An 18,018-nucleotide genomic window follows, 5' to 3' on the forward strand; every position below is an offset into this window, starting at 1 on the left:
TTTTCATTTTATTTGACTTTATTATAATACAGATTCAAATAAGAAAATTGCTTCAAACAACATCCTATATTAGGAAAAACGCGATGTTCAAAGAACTTTCTTAAATTTGTTAACTATTTCACAAAATATGTGATTTTTATCACATTCAAAACTGTTATATTAAACATAAGATATAAATGCAACAACTGTTATATCATTTCAACTTGAAAAGAGGGGGATTTAAATGGAACAATGGAAAGGTTTCACCACAAACGTTTGGCAAAAAGAAGTCAATGTCCGCGATTTTATTCTCTCGAACTTTGAGCCATATCAAGGTGACGAATCGTTTCTCGAACCTCCGACGGAAGCTACATCGGCATTATGGGATCACGTAATGGACTTGACAAAAAAAGAGCGTGAAAACGGAGGCGTCCTCGATATGGATACAGAGATCGTCTCAACGATTACCTCGCACGGTCCCGGCTATTTGGACAAAGACTTGGAAAAAGTCGTCGGCGTTCAAACCGATGAGCCGTTTAAACGGTCGCTTCAGCCTTTCGGCGGCATTCGCATGGCGAAACAAGCATGTGAATCCTATGGTTTTGAATTGAATGAAGAAGTGGAAAGAATTTTTACCGATTACCGCAAAACCCATAACCAAGGCGTGTTTGACGCGTATACGGACGAAATGAAACTCGCCCGAAAGGTCGGAATCATTACCGGACTGCCTGATGCTTACGGGCGCGGGCGCATCATCGGCGATTACCGGAGAGTGGCGCTTTACGGCGTGGACTTCCTGATCGATGAAAAGAAAAAAGATGCGGCCGGCACCTCTCGCGTGATGTCTGAAGAAAACATCCGCCTGCGTGAAGAATTGTCAGAACAAATCCGGGCATTGAATGAACTTAAAGCACTTGCAGCAAGTTATGGCTTTGACATTTCCGAGCCTGCGGCGAATGCAAGAGAAGCATTTCAATGGCTGTATTTTGCCTATTTGGCTGCCATTAAAGAGCAAAATGGAGCAGCAATGAGCCTTGGCCGCGTGTCCACGTTCCTTGATATATACATCGAAAGAGATTTGAAAACGGGCGCATTAACAGAACAGGAGGCCCAAGAGCTTGTCGACCATTTTGTCATGAAGCTGCGCTTGGTCAAATTTGCACGCACACCTGACTACAATGAGCTGTTCAGCGGCGATCCGACGTGGGTGACAGAATCAATCGGCGGAATAGCGCACGACGGACGCGCACTCGTCACGAAAAACTCGTTCCGTTTCCTGCATACGCTTGACAATTTAGGTCCGGCGCCGGAACCAAATTTAACCGTCCTTTGGTCTGTCAGGCTGCCGCAAAAGTTTAAAAACTACTGTGCCAAAATGTCGATTAAAACGAGCTCGATTCAATACGAAAATGACGATATCATGCGTCCTGAATACGGGGATGACTACGGCATCGCCTGCTGTGTATCGGCAATGGCAATCGGCAAACAAATGCAGTTCTTCGGAGCACGCGCCAACTTGGCGAAAGCGCTTTTATATGCGATTAATGGCGGAAAAGACGAAAAGCATAAAATGCAAGTCGGTCCGGAAATGCCTCCGGTTGCTTCCGATGTGCTGGACTATGACGAGGTCATGCATAAATTCGATCAGACGATGGAATGGCTTGCAGGCTTGTACATCAATACGCTCAATGTCATTCACTACATGCATGATAAATATTGCTATGAAAGAATTGAAATGGCGCTACACGACACGGACATTTTGCGGACGATGGCCACCGGGATCGCCGGCTTGAGCGTTGTGGCCGATTCGTTAAGCGCTATCAAATATGCCAAAGTCAATGTTGTCCGCGATGAAAACGGCATTGCCGTCGATTTTGAAACAGAAGGCGACTTTCCTAAGTACGGAAATAATGATGACCGCGTCGACGCGATCGCCGTTGACATTGTCAAGCGCTTTATGAAAAAACTGCGCAAGCACCAGACATATCGCCAGTCTGTTCATACCATGTCAATTTTAACGATCACGTCAAACGTCGTTTACGGCAAGAAAACCGGAAATACGCCGGATGGACGCCGGGCGGGAGAACCGTTTGCTCCAGGCGCGAATCCGATGCACGGCCGCGATACTAAAGGAACGCTTGCATCGCTGTCTTCAGTGGCAAAGCTGCCTTACAGCTATGCGCTCGACGGCATATCCAACACCTTTTCGATCGTCCCGAAAGCGCTTGGCAAAGACGAAGAGAGCCGCGCCGTCAATTTATCAAGCATCCTTGACGGTTACGCCGCAAAAACAGGGCATCACTTAAATGTAAACGTATTTAACAGAGAAACATTGCTCGACGCCATGGAACATCCGGAGGAATATCCGCAGTTAACGATTCGCGTCTCAGGCTATGCGGTCAACTTTATTAAGCTGACGAAAGAACAGCAGTTAGACGTTATCAGCCGTACCTTCCATGAATCGATGTAACGAGCATAAAGCGGAGCGCGGCCGAGGCGCTCCGCCCCATAAAAAGAGGTGATCTTCATCATGGATGGAAATATTCATTCAATCGAAACATTCGGCACCGTTGACGGTCCGGGCATCAGATATGTCGTCTTCACACAAGGCTGCCTGATGCGCTGTCAATTTTGCCATAATGCTGATACATGGGAAATCGGAACCGGAAAACAAATGACGGTTTCCGAAATCGTTCAGGATGTCCAGCAATATCTCCCGTTTATTCAATCATCAGGCGGAGGCATCACCGTTAGCGGAGGCGAACCGCTTTTACAACTGCCATTTTTAATCGAGCTGTTCAAAGCCTGTAAAAGCCATGGCATACACACGGCGCTCGATTCGTCCGGCGGATGCTATTCGGCGGCGCCGGCATTTCAAGAGCAGATCAAAGAGCTGATCCAGTATACAGACCTTGTTTTGCTTGATCTCAAGCATATCAACAGGAAAAAACATATCAACCTGACAGGAATGCCGAATGACCACATATTGGATTTTGCCCGGTTTCTCGCTGATCATCAAGTCCCCGTCTGGATCCGCCATGTACTGGTTCCGGGGATCTCTGATATCGATGACGATTTAGCAGCCCTCGGCACGTTTATCGGCACACTGGCGAACGTTCAGAAGGTGGAGGTTCTTCCTTATCACAAACTCGGCGTCTACAAGTGGGAAGCGCTTGGCCTGGATTATCCATTAAAAGGGGTTGAACCGCCAAGTGCCGCCAGGGCCGAAAACGCATACAGACTACTCACCGCCCACTTGCAAGGCGGAGCCATGCTGCAAGAAACATAAACCCTTTTAACCGGACAGACTTTTTCCAACAAAAAGCTGTCCTTTTTGTCTTACCGCACAACCGTATAAAAAATCCCTTTTTTTACAATAGTAAGATGAGAAAGATGCGCCTGCTGCGGCAGGCCGACAATAAAACAGCAAGGTGGGCGGGAAGCATGTATCATTTGTATTCTCACAACGACTTGGATGGAGTCGGCTGCGGAATTCTCGCAAAGGTGGCTTTTGGCGAACGGGTCGAGGTTCGCTACAATTCGGTCACCGGACTTGATATGCAAGTCGGACGTTTTTTGGAACGGACAAAAGGAAAAGAAAAACAGCATGAAGGCCTGTTTATTACCGACTTGTCCGTTCATCAAGAAAATGAAGAAAGGCTGGACCATTATGCTGAAGCGGGCGGAAAGGTCAAACTCATCGACCACCACAAAACTGCGCTTCATTTGAATGAACGCTCTTGGGGCATGGTAAAAGTTCAATATGAGGACGGCAGGCTCGCTTCAGCGACATCTCTTTTTTATGAATACTTAATAGACAACGGCTATATTCAAGAGACAAAAGCGATGGATCAGTTCGTCGAACTCGTACGCCTCTATGATACATGGGAATGGGAACAGACGGACGCGCTCGAAGCAAAGCGCCTGAATGACCTGTTTTTTATGGTCTCCATTGACGAATTTGAGGAAAAAATGGTCCGGCGCCTTAAAGAAAGCGACGCGTTTTCATTTGATGAATTCGAAGTAAAAATCTTGGATATGGAAGAAGAAAAAATTGAACGGTATATCCGCAGGAAACGGCGGGAAATCGTTCAGACCTTCATCAATGCACACTGCGTCGGCATCGTGCATGCGGAATCCTATCATTCCGAAGTAGGGAACGAACTCGGAAAAACGTATCCGCACCTTGACTATATCGCCATCTTAAATATGGGCGGCAAAAAAGTGAGCCTTCGCACCATCCATGATGAAACAGATGTATCAGAAATCGCCGGCACGTTCGGCGGAGGCGGCCATGCCAAGGCAGCGGGGTGTCCGCTGACAGATGAAGCATTCAAGCTGTATGTGACTGAACCGTTTCCGCTGGAGCCCTTGAGAGCGGATGCCTTTAAAAACGTCTATAATGTAAAAGAGTCGGATAACGGCAGCCTTTATATCAACAGGAACGAAGACCAGTTTTTTCTCTTTCCTGGAGAACACGGCTGGAACATTCAATTAAACGGCGTGACTCAGCATGAGACATTTACTTCATTCGAAGAGGCAGAACGGTTTATTAAAAGAAATTATGCTGCATGGCTCGCAAGGGATGAAGCATTTGTCCAATATTTGATGCAGCAGGTGAAACAGGCGATCCAAACGACAGGCTAAAGACTTCGACAGTCTTGGCCTGTTTTTTTATATACAAAAAAGAACAGCCGGCATATAATAACAGAAAGTTCTGATTTTTCCAAAAGGGGAGATGTTCATGAAAGAAAAGAACACAAGCTGCGAAACAAAAGAATTTCGGGCCGTGTGGATCGCCACCGTCACAAACATTGACTGGCCTTCGAAAAAAGGGCTGACAATCGAAGAGCAAAAAACAGAATATGTGAAGCTTTTGGATGCTGTGACAGCCATGGGGATGAACGCAGTTGTCGTTCAAATTAAGCCGGCGGCGGATGCGTTTTACCCTTCCGCATACGGGCCGTGGTCGGAATACTTAACAGGCGTTCAAGGAAAAGACCCCGGCTACGATCCGCTGTCATTTTTGCTCGAAGAAACCCACCGGAGAAAGCTTGAATTTCATGCATGGTTCAACCCTTATCGGATCACGATGAATCATACGGATTTGAACAGGCTCTCACAGGATCACCCGGCTAGAATGCACCCCGATTGGGTCGTTGCCTACGGCAGACAGCTGTATTACAATCCCGGCATTCCTGAGGCACAGGAATTCATTGTCCAAGGCATAGCAGAGGTCGTCAAGAATTACCAAGTCGACGCCGTTCATATGGATGACTATTTTTATCCGTATAAAATTGCGGGCGTCGAATTTCCCGACTTGAGCACGTATGAACAATATGGAAAGGACCGTTTTTCAAATATTGAAGATTGGCGGAGGGACAACGTCAACCAGCTTGTCAAACAGATCAACGCCGCCGTCAAAAAAGAAAAAGCATCGGTCAAATTTGGAATCAGCCCCTTTGGTGTATGGCGCAATATAGCAGATGATCCGACGGGATCGAATACAGCCGCCGGAATGACAAACTATGACGACCTTTATGCTGACACGAGGGAATGGATCAGGCAGGGATACATCGATTACATCGCCCCGCAAATCTACTGGAGCATCGGCTTTGCCCCGGCTTCCTACGACATTTTAGTAGACTGGTGGAAAAATGAAGTCAGCCAACGCCCCGTTCATTTATACATCGGACAAGCAGCCTATAAAATCAATCAAAACTCAGATCCCGCCTGGTCAGACCCTGAAGAATATCCGCGACAGATCGCCTTAAACCGCGACTCAATGGTGATGGGAAGCATCCATTTCAGCCTGAAAGATTTAAACCGGAACCCGCTCGGCATAAAAGACAGGCTGATCCAGGACTTGTACAAAAAACCGGCAGCTATTCCCGGTATGCCTTGGCTTGACAGCGTAAACAGCAAACAGTGAAAACTGATATTTTAGTGATACGGCCGCCGGTAACAGTACCAATCCATTTTGACAATGTTCAAAATGGATTTTTTGTGTTAAAAATCGCATGAATAGAGCACCTTAATAGATAAAAACAAGGAAAGAAAGGTTTAAATCAAATGGACATTTTCTTAGCGATTTTACCAGCGATTTTCTGGGGAAGCATTGTGCTCTTTAATGTAAAGCTTGGGGGCGGACCGTACAGCCAGGTGCTCGGTACGACATTCGGCGCTTTAATTTTTTCAATCGGAATCTACTTTGTCGTCCAGCCTGAATTATCTCCCCGTATATTTGCCGTCGGCGTCGTCTCCGGACTATTTTGGGCGCTCGGCCAGACCAACCAGCTGAAAAGCATCAAGTTGATCGGCGTGTCTAAAACGATGCCGATCTCAACGGGACTTCAGCTTGTATCCACTTCTTTGTTCGGCGTGCTTGTTTTTCGCGAGTGGGCGACAACAATCTCGATTGTTCTCGGGATTCTGGCGCTGATTTTCATCATCGTGGGAATCGTGCTGACATCACTGGAAGACCGCAGCCAAAAATCTGAGGAAAAAACCGGCGACATGAAAAAGGGAATCGTGATTTTGCTCATTTCCACATTCGGCTATCTTGTGTATGTCGTCGTCGTACGGCTTTTCGATGTCAGCGGCTGGGCGGCTCTTTTTCCTCAGGCTATCGGCATGGTAGCCGGCGGCTTGATCTTGACATTCAGGCATAAGCCGTTTAATTTTTACGTCATCAAAAATATCATTCCAGGTTTAATTTGGGCAGCCGGAAACATGTTTTTATTCATTTCCCAGCCGCGGGTCGGCGTAGCGACCAGTTTTTCGCTATCGCAGATGGGAATCGTCATCTCAACGCTCGGCGGCATTATTTTGCTCGGCGAAAAGAAAACGAAGCGGCAGCTGATCGGTATCGCCATCGGCATTATATTAATCGTCGCAGCCGGCGTTTTGCTGGGCATTGCAAAAGCTTAAGGACGGCTTCTCAAGCCGTCCTTTAATATGTGACAATGCCCTTAAGCGGCAGGTGGTCGGAAGCGTTCGGATCAACGGCGACAACTTCAGCCACTGACACATGAAAAGACCGGCTGAGGAAGATGTAGTCCAAGCGTCGTCTCGGGCGGTGCGAAGGGTGGGTGAACCCCTGTCCGTATTGTCTTTCATCCCACAGGTCGGCCAGTTTTTCCGCGACCTTTTTCCACCCCCGTGAATGAGGTTTCATATTAAAGTCTCCCATGACGATCACAGGCAGATCACTCTCTTGAACCCTCTCGATTAAAAAATCCGTCTGCTTGCCGTGAAGCCACGGATTCAGGCTCAAATGCGTAACAAAAACGCGAAGGAGCCGATCACCGATCCGGACATCAGCCTCAAGAAGAGACCTTCCTTCGATCAGCCCTTTGACAAAGTTGAATGAATGATGCCGTTCTTTCACAATCGGAAAACGCGTTAAGAGAGCGTTCCCGTATTGCCTGTTCACTGAAGAATCACCGGAACTCAATGAAAGGGAGGGGCAGTACGCATAGTGCATGTTCAATTGTTCTGCTAACGAGCCGATTTGGTCTTCGTAATCGCTTCTATTGGAGAAATGCTGATCTACTTCATTAAGGCCGACGATGTCGCAGCCGCTCTCGGCGATCACACCGGCTGTTCTCTCTAAATCAACGCGACGGTCCCTTCCTTTTCCATGATGGATATTAAATGTCATGATGCCAAATTTCATAATCAACCCGCCTCTTCTTTAAGCTAAGCATATTGTACCTCCGGAACGATTAAAATATTTCTGCTGTCGGCGGAGCGAGATTAGGTTAAAATGACATTATGATATAAAGAGGAGTGTTCCTTGATGACAAATAGCAGAACGAATCCAAAGGTTGATGAATTTTTAAGCAAAGCCGAGAAGTGGAAGGGAGAGTTTGAGAAGCTGCGTCAAATCGTTCTTGACTGTGAGCTGAACGAAGATTTCAAGTGGAAGCATCCTTGCTATACGTTCGAGAATAAAAACATCGTATTAATCCATGGATTTAAAGAATATTGTGCGCTCTTGTTTCATAAAGGCGCCTTGTTAAAGGACCCCAACGGGATTCTTATCCAGCAGACGGAGAATGTACAAGCCGCGCGGCAGATTCGATTCACCAATGTACAAGAAATAGCTGAAATGGAAACCATCTTGAAAGCTTACATCAATGAAGCGATTGAAGTGGAAAAAGCCGGTCTTGAAGTAGAGTTTAAAAAGGCTGCGGAATATACGATTCCAGAAGAGCTTCAAAAAAAATTCGCTGAAATCCCAGCTTTAAAAACGGCGTTTGAAGAATTGACGCCGGGACGGCAAAGAGCATATATTCTTTATTTTTCTAAACCAAAACAATCCAAAACCCGAGAATCGAGGATTGAAAAATATACAAAGCAAATTCTTGATGGAAAGGGATTGAATGACTAGTCTATTTCGCAACTACCGTTTTCATGATAGAGGCGAATCATAACCATATGGCCGAAGAAGCGGTGAATTGATTAGTGAAGGGCCGCTCAATTTTTCGAATGGCACGAGATCCATACCTTGATGATCACCGCTTGATTATATAAAAAGACATTTATATAATGGAGGCAATATACCGGCTGCAAAGCGCCTGAGATTGGAGGGAATGTCATGACCGTACAAACGAAGCTTGATTCGAAAAGCACGGTGAGCTGCATGAAGATATTGAACGATTCCACCCGGCTCTTGATCCTGAAACTGCTTCAGGAGAAACCTTATTGCGTCTGCCAGCTTGTCGATATGTTTGAAACAAGCCAGCCCGCCATCAGCCAGCATTTAAGAAAGCTGAAAAGTGCAAATATGATCAAGGAAGAAAGAAGGGAGCAATGGCGCTTTTATTCGCTTCATGACAACTTTCCGGAACGCGAATTGGTCCTTGCCATTCTCAATCAGATCGATGAACACGATGAGGTTCTTCAAACCGTTAAAAGAAAAGAAAGACCCGTTTCGTGCCAATAAAAAAGCAGAGGGAGGACGGTTCCCTCTTTTTCATTTCACTTTTTATATAAGCATTGACTTATATAACGATTTTATTATAAGATGTGTCCGGAGAGGAAACCTATGAAGGAGGCGTACACGCGATGACGACAGTCTTAGCCATTTTGATTTTTCTGCTGACCCTCACGCTTGTCATTTGGCAGCCGAAAAATCTATCCATCGGCTGGTCGGCCTGCGGAGGTGCGGTGCTGGCTTTAATTGCCGGGGTCGTCAATTTTCAGGATGTATTAGATGTGACGGGAATCGTATGGAATGCGACTTTGGCTTTTGTCGCGATCATCATCATCTCCCTGATTCTTGATGAAATCGGATTTTTCGAGTGGGCCGCCCTGCACATGGCCAAGGCAGCGAAAGGAAACGGCATTCGGATGTTCGTCTATGTCTCCCTGCTGGGAGCCATAGTAGCCGCGCTGTTTGCCAATGACGGAGCTGCTTTAATTTTGACGCCGATTGTGCTTGCCATGGTACGCGCGTTACATTTTCAAGAAAAGCTCGTTTTTCCTTTTATTATCGCAAGCGGATTTATCGCGGATACAACATCGCTGCCGCTTGTTGTCAGCAACCTTGTCAATATTGTCTCAGCAGACTTTTTCAACATCGGATTTATCGAATATGCAACAAGAATGATTGTTCCAAACCTGTTTTCGCTTATTGCAAGCATCATCGTGCTTTTTTTGTTTTTCAAAAAAAGCATTCCGCGGCATTATGACATGACAAATGTAAAACAGCCGGCGGAAGCGATTAGAGACAGGAAAATATTCCGCTTGTCATGGCTCATATTAGCCGTTCTGTTGGCCGGTTACTTTATCAGCGAGCTGTTCTCGATCCCTGTCTCGATCATCGCAGGCGTGATCGCCGTCATTTTCTTAATTACAGCGAAAAACAGCCCCGCGGTACAAACGAAGAAAGTGCTGAAGGGAGCGCCTTGGGCGATCGTTTTCTTCTCAATCGGGATGTATGTCGTGGTATATGGTTTAAGAAATGCCGGCTTAACAGATATTCTCTCACAGGTCATCCAGACCGTCAGTGATCAAGGGCTGTTTGCCGGAACAATCGGAATGGGCTTTATTGCAGCCACCCTGTCTTCATTCATGAATAATATGCCGACGGTGATGATTGATGCGCTTGCGATTCACAATACCGACACACACGGGATTCTCAGAGAAGCGCTGATTTACGCCAATGTCATCGGCTCTGATCTCGGTCCGAAAATCACGCCGATCGGCTCCCTGGCGACGCTTTTGTGGCTTCACGTCCTTTCACTGAAAGGCGTAAAGATTTCTTGGGGAACCTATTTTAAAACAGGTGTCATTTTGACCATTCCAACCCTGTTCATCACGCTTGCCGGACTTTATGTGTGGCTGCTGATTATCCACTAAACATGATAGGAGACAATGACCAATGTCAAAAAAGACCATCTATTTTTTATGCACAGGCAACTCCTGCCGCAGCCAAATGGCTGAAGGCTGGGCGAAGAAACACCTCGGAGACGAGTGGAACGTCTACAGTGCAGGGATTGAAGCGCACGGTTTAAACCCGAACGCGGTCAAAGCCATGCGAGAAGCAGGCATCGATATTTCTGAGCAGACGTCCGATATCATTGATCCCGATATCTTACACAACGCAGACCTCGTCATTACGCTGTGCGGGGACGCGGCTGATAAATGCCCGATGACACCGCCGCACGTCAAGCGCGAGCATTGGGGTTTTGACGATCCCGCCAAAGCAGAAGGGACAGAAGAAGAAAAATGGGCATTCTTTCAGCGTGTACGCGATGAAATTGGAGAGCGGGTCAAGCGTTTTGCGGAGACAGGCGAATAAATACAAAGCTCAGGTATTGTTACCTGAGCTTTGTATTTTTTAGAAACATCTATTTTTGATAAAGAAAGAACGTACCAAAAGGCATGCGGCCGTTCATGTAAAAATTCAAAAATCAATTTACCGAGAAATTCTGTAAGATCCATTGCCAGAGGCTGAATGAGTACCAAGGGATTCCCGGCAAACACTAAAAAACCCCCAGGCCGGGGATTTTTCACTTTAATAAGAAAAGATGACCTGAAAGACTCGTTTTAAATGTTAATTGTTTTCTTTACCTAAAACTGCTGGAGAAGCGCATGACATTCTGACGTTTAATTCAGGGTCCATTTTTTGAGTTAATGGTATTGAGCCCGGCTCACGAATAAGAGACAGCAGAGAATCGACCATTTTGTGAGCCAATTGATCGATTGGAACCCCTACGCTCGTCAGCGGGGTTTCAAGGCTTGCCATTTGAGGAATATTATCATAAGAAATTAAAGATAGGTCTTCGGGTATGCTGAGCTGTTGTTCCTTTACGGCTCGTAAAATCCCTACACTGATATCGTAGCTTCCGCTAATAATAGCTGTAGGTTTTGAGGTTTGTTGTAACAGTTTTTTCGCAGCGGTGTAACCGTTATACCAGCTTAACCCATTAGTATTTAAAATACTGTTTCGACTTAACTTTAAACCGGCTTCCATCATAACCTCTTCAAACCCTTTGCTTTTTTCAATCTGACGCTTATCGGCAGGGGAAAGGTCGCCGACGTAGCTAATGTTTTTGTGGCCAAGTTGATACAGATACGCAACGGCTTTGTAAATTGCTTTTTTATGATTGACATCGATAATAGGATGTGTATGTTCACCTGACACTCCGTAAGATAAGATAGGAATCGTTAATCCAGTATCATCACTGAGCTGAGTTTCGCCGCCTTCTTCAAAAATCATGATCCCATCCACGCGAAAACTCTTGAACAATTCCACTGCCTCTTTAGCTCTGTTAACGGATAAAATCATTGAATAGCTGTTCTTTTCGACCACTTCATTTATTTTTGTAACAAGTGCCGATAAAGCGATTCTTTCAATTGTAGGCCAGACAAGTCCGATCGTTTGACTTTTTTTAGATGCCAAGCTTCTCGCTGCAAAATTCGGAGTATACCCTAATTGTTCGGCAACTTGCAAGACCTTTTTCTTTGTATCCGGTTTTACAAGAGGGCTGTTTCTTAAAGCCTTTGAGACTGTTGAATAGCTTACTCCGGAAGCGTGGGCGATGTCTTTAATAGTTACAGTCATTTTGGACCTCCAAAAAATCCTTAAAAATATAATATTGCAAATTTTCGAAAATAATTTTATGATAATAAATAACAACGTTGTTATTATAAATGATACATCATAAAATAACAATCATATACATCTTCCAAATAAAATAACAACGTTGTTAAAGGAGTTTTTCGGATGATGAAGCAACGTTTATTTTTAACAACGTTGTTAAACTTTACATAAAGGAGGGGAAGTGTGAGAAAGACGATCATCTAATGTCTTGCACCACTAAAATATTACACAAATTGTTACTGAACATCATCGGAAACGGTATTCAGGGGATAAACCGAAACATACAATGCAATAATTTTACTTATTCGTTCACTATTTGAGCGAAATTGTAAACGCTATCAAAAAAATATGACGATGAAAGAAATCATGAATCGCAATCAATCATTGCTTAGAAAGCAACGGTCATGAGATTCAAGGAGGGTAGTTCATGAGAAAAATGCTATCCGTGTTTTTTGTATGCGCTTTAATCTTTGGGATGCTTACGGGATGTAAAAGCAGCGATGTAATAGGCGCCGATAAAACCGTAACGTTACGGCTTGCTCACAACCATAATGAGGAGCACCCCATCCACAAGTCTTTACTCAAATTTTCAAAAGACGTAGAAAAGAAAACCAATGGCACCGTTAAAGTGCAATTGTATCCAAATGCTCAGCTCGGTTCAGAGCGTGAAGTGATTGAATTGACACAAACCGGGGCTGTCGATCTGGCTAAAGTAAGTGCGAGCGCTTTAGAAAGTTTTTCAGAGGTCTACTCCATCTTCAGCCTGCCTTATTTATTTGACAGCAAACATCATTTCTATGAAGCCATGGACAGTGATATTGCAAAAGAAATGTATGATACAACGAAAAACATAGGTTTTATTGGATTAACCTACTATGATGCCGGTTCACGGAACTTTTACACAAAGAACAAACCGATTATGCACCCAAATGACCTTAAAGGTTTAAAAATTCGGGTGCAGCCGAGTGCTACAGCGATTCGAATGGTCGAACTCATGGGTGGAGCACCTACTCCAATGGCTTATGGAGAAGTGTATACAGCATTGCAGTCAAGTGTAATCGATGGCACCGAAAACAACGAAATGGCTTTAACAAGCAGCAATCACGGGGAAGTGGCAAAAGAATATTCATACTCAGAACATGCGATCGTTCCGGATATTTTAATCATGAATTTGGACAAAAAGGATCAATTAAGCGAAGAGCAGCAGCATGCGGTGATCGAAGCGGCGAAAAAATCTACTGAGTATCACAAAATCGTTTGGGCTGAAGAAACTGAAAATGCGGTTAAGAAAGCAAAGGAAATGGGAGTGAAGTTCCACAAACCAGACAAGACTCCATTCCGGGAAGCGGTAAGCCCGCTTCATGATGAGTTTGCCAAAAAAGAATTGATCGGAAAATACTATAGGAAAATTGTGCGAAAGCTAAAAAAGTAAAATGACTCTGGATGAATGAGGGACTCGAATATGTTTCGATAAGGGGGGATGTATATGCTAGCTTTAAAAAAAGCAGTGAATAAAACGATTGAATGTTTGACTTGCACACTAATGGCCATCATGGTTTTGGTTGCGATATGGCAAGTATTTACGCGATATGTACTGAATTCTCCCAGTACGTTTTCAGAAGAATTTTTACGCTATTCACTGATATGGATCTCTATGTTGGGCGGTGCCTATGCATTTTGGAAAAAAAAGCACTTGGCGATTGAATTTATCGTTCGAAAACTTCCAATAAAAGCAGCTGTTTTCGTTCATACTTTCATTCAGATTCTTTTGATTGCTTTTGCTCTGATTGTGTTGGTCTTAGGAGGTTCGAAAGCAGTGATCACCACAATGGAGCAATCTTCAGCAGCATTAGGGATACCGGTGGGATTTGTTTATCTATCACTTCCTGTTGCAGGCATACTCATCATTGGATACAACTTGGCCGGTTTATATGAATCTTTACATGAATTCAATTCAAAACAAAAGTCAGGTGATGATGTAAAAAAAGCAGCAAAGATGTGACTGAGGCTTTTTGAAAACTAAAAAAGAGGTGAAATGATATGGCCATAGCAGCAGGTCTCATTTTATCGGCAGTATTCTTCATATTGTTGTTTCTCGGCGTTCCGATTTCTGTAAGTATTGCGGCGGCATCCATTGTAACAATGCTTACCATTTTTCCTTTTGATGTTGCCATTTTCACTTCGGCGCAAAAAATGGTCACTGGAATCGACAGCTTTGCTTTATTAGCGGTACCGTTCTTCATTTTATCAGGCATTATTATGAATAATGGCGGTATTGCAATGCGGCTCATTAACTTCGCAAAATTGATCAGCGGCAGGCTGCCCGGTTCTCTGGCCCATACAAATGTTGTCGGAAACATGTTATTCGGTTCCATTTCCGGTTCGTCTGTAGCTGCGGCGGCGGCAATCGGCGGGGTCATGTCGCCGCTGCAAGAAAAAGAAGGATATGACCGGACTTACTCTGCCGCAGTAAATATTGCTTCTGCACCAACTGGTTTGCTTATTCCGCCTAGCGGTCTTTTGATCATTTTCTCATTAGTCAGCGGCGGAACATCTGTAGCCGCTTTATTTATGGCGGGCTATTTGCCCGGAATCTTGTGGGGGCTGGCTACGATGGTTGTCGCCTGTATGATTGCAAAAAAGAAAAAGTACCCTGTTGCGCCAAAAATTACGATTAGTCAAGGTTTTAAAGTGCTGCTCGATGCGATTCCAAGCCTGTTGCTCATTGTAATCGTAATCGGGGGTATTATCGCCGGTGCTTTTACAGCAACTGAAGGAGCGGCAATAGCGGTGGCTTATTCCTTATTGTTATCGCACTTTTATAGGACATTGAAATGGAAACAGCTCCCCCAAATGCTGCTGGAAACGGTAGAAATCACAGCCGTTATTATGTTTTTGGTTGGGACATCAACGATGCTCTCATTGGTCATGGCGTTTACAGGCATACCGACGGCAATCAGCAATGGAATTCTAGGGATTACAGATAACCCAATTTTGATCTTGCTGTTGATGAATATCATCTTATTAATAATCGGTACATTTATGGACATCACTCCGGCTGTATTAATTTTCACTCCAATCTTTCTGCCAATTGTTCAAAGCTTTGGCATGGATCCCGTGCATTTTGGAATTATGATTGTATTTAACCTTTGTATCGGCAATATCACTCCTCCTGTGGGAAGTGCTCTGTTTGTGGGCTGCAGCATAGGTAAAGTTGATATTGAACGAGTGGTTAAACCGATTCTGCCATTTTATGCTGCGATCATGATCGTCCTTTTAATTGTTACCTACATTCCACAAATCAGCTTAATGCTGCCTCAATTATTTGGACTTTAAGACAGGAGGCGTCTATTTAATGTCAATTAAAGAAACCTACATGTTTACATTTATGAAAGAAGAGAAAAATGTGCTACATTTTCATTTAAATGACGGTCATGCACATGCGAAAATATTCATTCTTGAAGAAGATATAATTCGGATTTTACTGACGGAGGGAGAAGCGTTAACGCTTGAAAAAACGTGGAGTGTCGCGCCTGGACAGATCGATGTGCCATGGGAGGGACGCCATCGTTTAGACATGAGCGGATTTACATTGCCTCAATACGAATTCCAGCAAGTCAAAGATGTTTTTATCGTGAAAACCGGTAAGGTCAAGCTTCATGTTCAATTGAACGGCTTTAGAATCAGCTGGTTTTATCACAATGGTTCTGAATGGATCAATGTTGCAAACGATCGGCAAACACAAGGGTATAATTTTGAAGGGGCTTTTGGAAAGGACGTATACCATTATTTACAACGCGATGTCCAGGAACAATATTTTGGATTTGGCGAGAAAACGGGAAACGTCGATAAACACGGGAAACGCTACCGGATGTTAAATATCGATGCGATGGGGTACGACGCAGAGTGGTCAGATCCGCTATACAAACATATCCCATTCTATATTACACGTCATAAGAAAACAGGCATCTCCTATGGAATGTTCTACGATAATCTATCAGCTTCCATTTTTGATATGGGTTCAGAGCTTGATAACTATCATGGACTGTACCGCTATTATCAGGCTGAAAAGGGGGATTTAGACTACTACTTCATAGCCGGTCCGAAAATAAAAGATGTAGTCGAAACATTCTCTTGGCTGACAGGCAAAACGATCTTGCCGCCAAAATGGAGCCTGGGCTATTCAGGCTCTACGATGAGCTATACCGATGCGCCAAATGCACAGGAACAATTAAAAAACTTCGTTCGTCTTTGTGAAGAACATGATATGTTATGCGATTCGTTTCAATTATCGTCAGGATACACATCTATCGGTGATAAACGTTATGTCTTTAACTGGGATGAGAGCAAAATCCCTGCTCCAAAAGAGATGGTGCAACACTTCCATGAGAAGGACGTCCGTTTATGCGCCAACATTAAACCGTGTTTGCTAAAGGATCATCCGTACTTTGATGAACTACAAGAAAAAGACATGTTCATTGTAAACAGAGAAACACAAAAACCGGAAATGGCCCAATTTTGGGATGATATCGGAGCTTATTTAGACTTCACGAAGCGCCAAACGTTCGACTGGTGGAAGGCTCAAATAACAGAAAAGCTGTTGGAATACGGAATTGATTCAACTTGGAACGATAATAACGAGTTTGAAATATGGAGTCAAAACGCCAAGTGTCACGGCTTCGGCAAAGAAGTGGAATTTGAACTGATCCGCGCGCTTCACCCGCTTTTGATGATGAAAGCGTCTTTCGAGGCGCAGCTAGAATACAACCCGGAATTACGCCCATATCTGATCTCAAGATCCGGCTGTCCCGGCATGCACCGTTATGCACAAACTTGGACGGGTGACAACCGAACAAGCTGGAAAACATTAAAATTTAACATTAAAACAGGCATCGGTCTAAGTTTATCAGGCATTTACAATTTCGGCCATGATGTCGGCGGATTTTCAGGACCGGCCCCTGAACCGGAGCTATTCGTAAGATGGATTCAAAACGGCATCATGCATCCGAGATTTACCATTCATTCGTGGAACGATGACGGGACAGTTAATGAACCATGGATGTTTCCTGAAACAATCGATGAAATCCGTGAACTCATTAAGTTTAGACATAAGATCATCCCTTACATTTACACCGCGCTATATGATGCGCACGAACATTATCAGCCGATCATTCGACCGACATTTTATGATTTTGAACATGATGAGAAAACATTTGAAGAGAACGATGAATTTATACTTGGTGAATCTTTGCTGGTTGCATCTGTCGTCGAAAAAGGAATGACGGAGCGGGAGGTATATTTACCGAACCATGAAAAAGGCTGGTATGATTTCCATACGGGAACATGGTATGAAGGAGGGAAGACAGTCGTTCTGCCGGCACCATTACATTATACTCCGCTATTAGCGAAAGCGGGAGCGATCGTTCCGGTAAATGGTGCAAAAGTGACATTCCAAACAAAGAACCAAGATGAAAGAGGATTTTTGTTATTCCCATTCAAAGGAAAAGGAAAATCGACTTATCGTTTGTATGAAGATGATGGGTTAACAAATGAATATACTCGTACATTTGCCTTTATACATGTCGATATGGAGACAACAGAAGACGGGATCAATCTTTCAATACAAAAGGAAGGAACATACGAGTTATCGTATGATCAACTCACTTTTCACGTACCAAATGGAGAAAAGAGAAAACTGATCGTAAATGGCACAGAGCTGGAAAGCAAGAACGGAGCGTTTTCTTACAGTTTGCCGTATGATTAAAAGATTAAGGCCACATGATGATGATGTTTCCATTAATCGAGCAAGAATCTTTGTCCGCGGTTACATCCCGGCCAGCTGAATTTTGTCATCTAGCACGACACATGAATCATGATCATGAAAATTTATGTAAGCGGATACTAATCGGCAAATTCTTTTGAAA

15 protein-coding genes are annotated in these 18,018 nt (G+C 44.2%); 13 read left to right on the plus strand and 2 right to left on the minus strand.

Annotated elements, in window-relative coordinates; translation table 11 throughout:
* Positions 1-223 precede the first annotated feature (223 nt).
* The 5 genes from pflB to M1E03_RS11155 all read left to right on the plus strand — a co-directional run bounded on the left by pflB (position 224) and on the right by M1E03_RS11155 (position 6,909).
* Positions 224-2,449: a formate C-acetyltransferase gene (pflB, locus tag M1E03_RS11135; RefSeq protein WP_020451683.1), complete on the plus strand. Its 2,226-nt coding sequence runs from the start codon at positions 224-226 to the stop codon at positions 2,447-2,449.
* Between the two features lie 60 nt (positions 2,450-2,509).
* Positions 2,510-3,268: a pyruvate formate-lyase-activating protein gene (gene pflA / locus M1E03_RS11140; protein ID WP_026579623.1), complete on the plus strand. Its 759-nt coding sequence runs from the start codon at positions 2,510-2,512 to the stop codon at positions 3,266-3,268.
* 155 nt (positions 3,269-3,423) lie between these two features.
* Positions 3,424-4,626 carry a DHH family phosphoesterase gene (locus M1E03_RS11145; protein WP_043054584.1) on the plus strand — a complete coding sequence of 401 codons (1,203 nt, stop codon included), beginning with the start codon at positions 3,424-3,426 and terminating at the stop codon, positions 4,624-4,626.
* 91 nt (positions 4,627-4,717) lie between these two features.
* Complete coding sequence (locus M1E03_RS11150; RefSeq protein WP_373368563.1) at positions 4,718-5,911, plus strand: glycoside hydrolase family 10 protein; 1,194 nt, start codon at positions 4,718-4,720, stop codon at positions 5,909-5,911.
* A gap of 140 nt (positions 5,912-6,051) precedes the next feature.
* Complete coding sequence (locus M1E03_RS11155; protein WP_020451679.1) at positions 6,052-6,909, plus strand: RhaT/GlcU family sugar-proton symporter; 858 nt, start codon at positions 6,052-6,054, stop codon at positions 6,907-6,909.
* A gap of 22 nt (positions 6,910-6,931) precedes the next feature.
* Here M1E03_RS11155 and M1E03_RS11160 read toward each other — a convergent pair whose 3' ends face one another.
* A complete protein-coding gene (locus M1E03_RS11160) occupies positions 6,932-7,657 on the minus strand; it encodes an endonuclease/exonuclease/phosphatase family protein (protein ID WP_023857522.1) in 726 nt (241 codons plus the stop codon).
* A 123-nt stretch (positions 7,658-7,780) separates the two neighbouring features.
* Between M1E03_RS11160 and M1E03_RS11165 the strand changes: the two genes are divergently transcribed.
* The 4 genes from M1E03_RS11165 to arsC all read left to right on the plus strand — a co-directional run bounded on the left by M1E03_RS11165 (position 7,781) and on the right by arsC (position 10,789).
* Entirely contained in the window at positions 7,781-8,374 is a 594-nt protein-coding gene (locus M1E03_RS11165) for a YdeI/OmpD-associated family protein (protein WP_020451677.1), read from the plus strand.
* A gap of 207 nt (positions 8,375-8,581) precedes the next feature.
* Positions 8,582-8,929 carry an ArsR/SmtB family transcription factor gene (locus M1E03_RS11170; RefSeq protein WP_020451676.1) on the plus strand — a complete coding sequence of 116 codons (348 nt, stop codon included), beginning with the start codon at positions 8,582-8,584 and terminating at the stop codon, positions 8,927-8,929.
* Between the two features lie 122 nt (positions 8,930-9,051).
* Positions 9,052-10,347: an arsenic transporter gene (locus tag M1E03_RS11175; RefSeq protein WP_079289101.1), complete on the plus strand. Its 1,296-nt coding sequence runs from the start codon at positions 9,052-9,054 to the stop codon at positions 10,345-10,347.
* Between the two features lie 22 nt (positions 10,348-10,369).
* On the plus strand, positions 10,370-10,789 hold the full coding sequence (gene arsC / locus M1E03_RS11180; RefSeq protein WP_023857526.1) for an arsenate reductase (thioredoxin): 420 nt from the start codon (positions 10,370-10,372) through the stop codon (positions 10,787-10,789).
* A 255-nt stretch (positions 10,790-11,044) separates the two neighbouring features.
* Here arsC and M1E03_RS11185 read toward each other — a convergent pair whose 3' ends face one another.
* Positions 11,045-12,055 (minus strand): LacI family DNA-binding transcriptional regulator, encoded by a 1,011-nt coding sequence (locus tag M1E03_RS11185; protein ID WP_023857527.1) that lies wholly within the window; start codon positions 12,053-12,055, stop codon positions 11,045-11,047.
* 466 nt (positions 12,056-12,521) lie between these two features.
* On the opposite strand from M1E03_RS11185, the gene M1E03_RS11190 reads away from it, so the two are divergent.
* The 4 genes from M1E03_RS11190 to M1E03_RS11205 are packed head-to-tail and all read left to right on the plus strand — an operon-like array spanning position 12,522 to position 17,858.
* The gene (locus M1E03_RS11190) at positions 12,522-13,526 is read left to right on the plus strand and encodes a TRAP transporter substrate-binding protein (RefSeq protein WP_144497696.1); all 1,005 of its coding nucleotides are present in this window, start codon (positions 12,522-12,524) and stop codon (positions 13,524-13,526) included.
* 54 nt (positions 13,527-13,580) lie between these two features.
* A complete protein-coding gene (locus M1E03_RS11195) occupies positions 13,581-14,096 on the plus strand; it encodes a TRAP transporter small permease (RefSeq protein WP_026579627.1) in 516 nt (171 codons plus the stop codon).
* Between the two features lie 38 nt (positions 14,097-14,134).
* Positions 14,135-15,430 (plus strand): TRAP transporter large permease, encoded by a 1,296-nt coding sequence (locus M1E03_RS11200; RefSeq protein WP_458110447.1) that lies wholly within the window; start codon positions 14,135-14,137, stop codon positions 15,428-15,430.
* Between the two features lie 19 nt (positions 15,431-15,449).
* Positions 15,450-17,858 carry a glycoside hydrolase family 31 protein gene (locus M1E03_RS11205; protein ID WP_020451669.1) on the plus strand — a complete coding sequence of 803 codons (2,409 nt, stop codon included), beginning with the start codon at positions 15,450-15,452 and terminating at the stop codon, positions 17,856-17,858.
* The last annotated feature ends 160 nt before the right edge of the window (positions 17,859-18,018 follow it).

This window comes from Bacillus sp. PK6-013 (assembly GCF_054161445.1).

Bases quoted from the DNA above. Each gene is read 5' to 3' on its own strand.
- pflB (WP_020451683.1), top strand. From the start codon at position 224: ATGGAACAATGGAAAGGTTTCACCACAAACGTTTGGCAAAAAGAAGTC.
- pflA (WP_026579623.1), top strand. From the start codon at position 2,510: ATGGATGGAAATATTCATTCAATCGAAACATTCGGCACCGTTGACGGT.
- M1E03_RS11145 (WP_043054584.1), top strand. From the start codon at position 3,424: ATGTATCATTTGTATTCTCACAACGACTTGGATGGAGTCGGCTGCGGA.
- M1E03_RS11150 (WP_373368563.1), top strand. From the start codon at position 4,718: ATGTTCATGAAAGAAAAGAACACAAGCTGCGAAACAAAAGAATTTCGG.
- M1E03_RS11155 (WP_020451679.1), top strand. From the start codon at position 6,052: ATGGACATTTTCTTAGCGATTTTACCAGCGATTTTCTGGGGAAGCATT.
- M1E03_RS11160 (WP_023857522.1), bottom strand. From the start codon at position 7,657: ATGAAATTTGGCATCATGACATTTAATATCCATCATGGAAAAGGAAGG.
- M1E03_RS11165 (WP_020451677.1), top strand. From the start codon at position 7,781: ATGACAAATAGCAGAACGAATCCAAAGGTTGATGAATTTTTAAGCAAA.
- M1E03_RS11170 (WP_020451676.1), top strand. From the start codon at position 8,582: ATGACCGTACAAACGAAGCTTGATTCGAAAAGCACGGTGAGCTGCATG.
- M1E03_RS11175 (WP_079289101.1), top strand. From the start codon at position 9,052: ATGACGACAGTCTTAGCCATTTTGATTTTTCTGCTGACCCTCACGCTT.
- arsC (WP_023857526.1), top strand. From the start codon at position 10,370: ATGTCAAAAAAGACCATCTATTTTTTATGCACAGGCAACTCCTGCCGC.
- M1E03_RS11185 (WP_023857527.1), bottom strand. From the start codon at position 12,055: ATGACTGTAACTATTAAAGACATCGCCCACGCTTCCGGAGTAAGCTAT.
- M1E03_RS11190 (WP_144497696.1), top strand. From the start codon at position 12,522: ATGAGAAAAATGCTATCCGTGTTTTTTGTATGCGCTTTAATCTTTGGG.
- M1E03_RS11195 (WP_026579627.1), top strand. From the start codon at position 13,581: ATGCTAGCTTTAAAAAAAGCAGTGAATAAAACGATTGAATGTTTGACT.
- M1E03_RS11200 (WP_458110447.1), top strand. From the start codon at position 14,135: ATGGCCATAGCAGCAGGTCTCATTTTATCGGCAGTATTCTTCATATTG.
- M1E03_RS11205 (WP_020451669.1), top strand. From the start codon at position 15,450: ATGTCAATTAAAGAAACCTACATGTTTACATTTATGAAAGAAGAGAAA.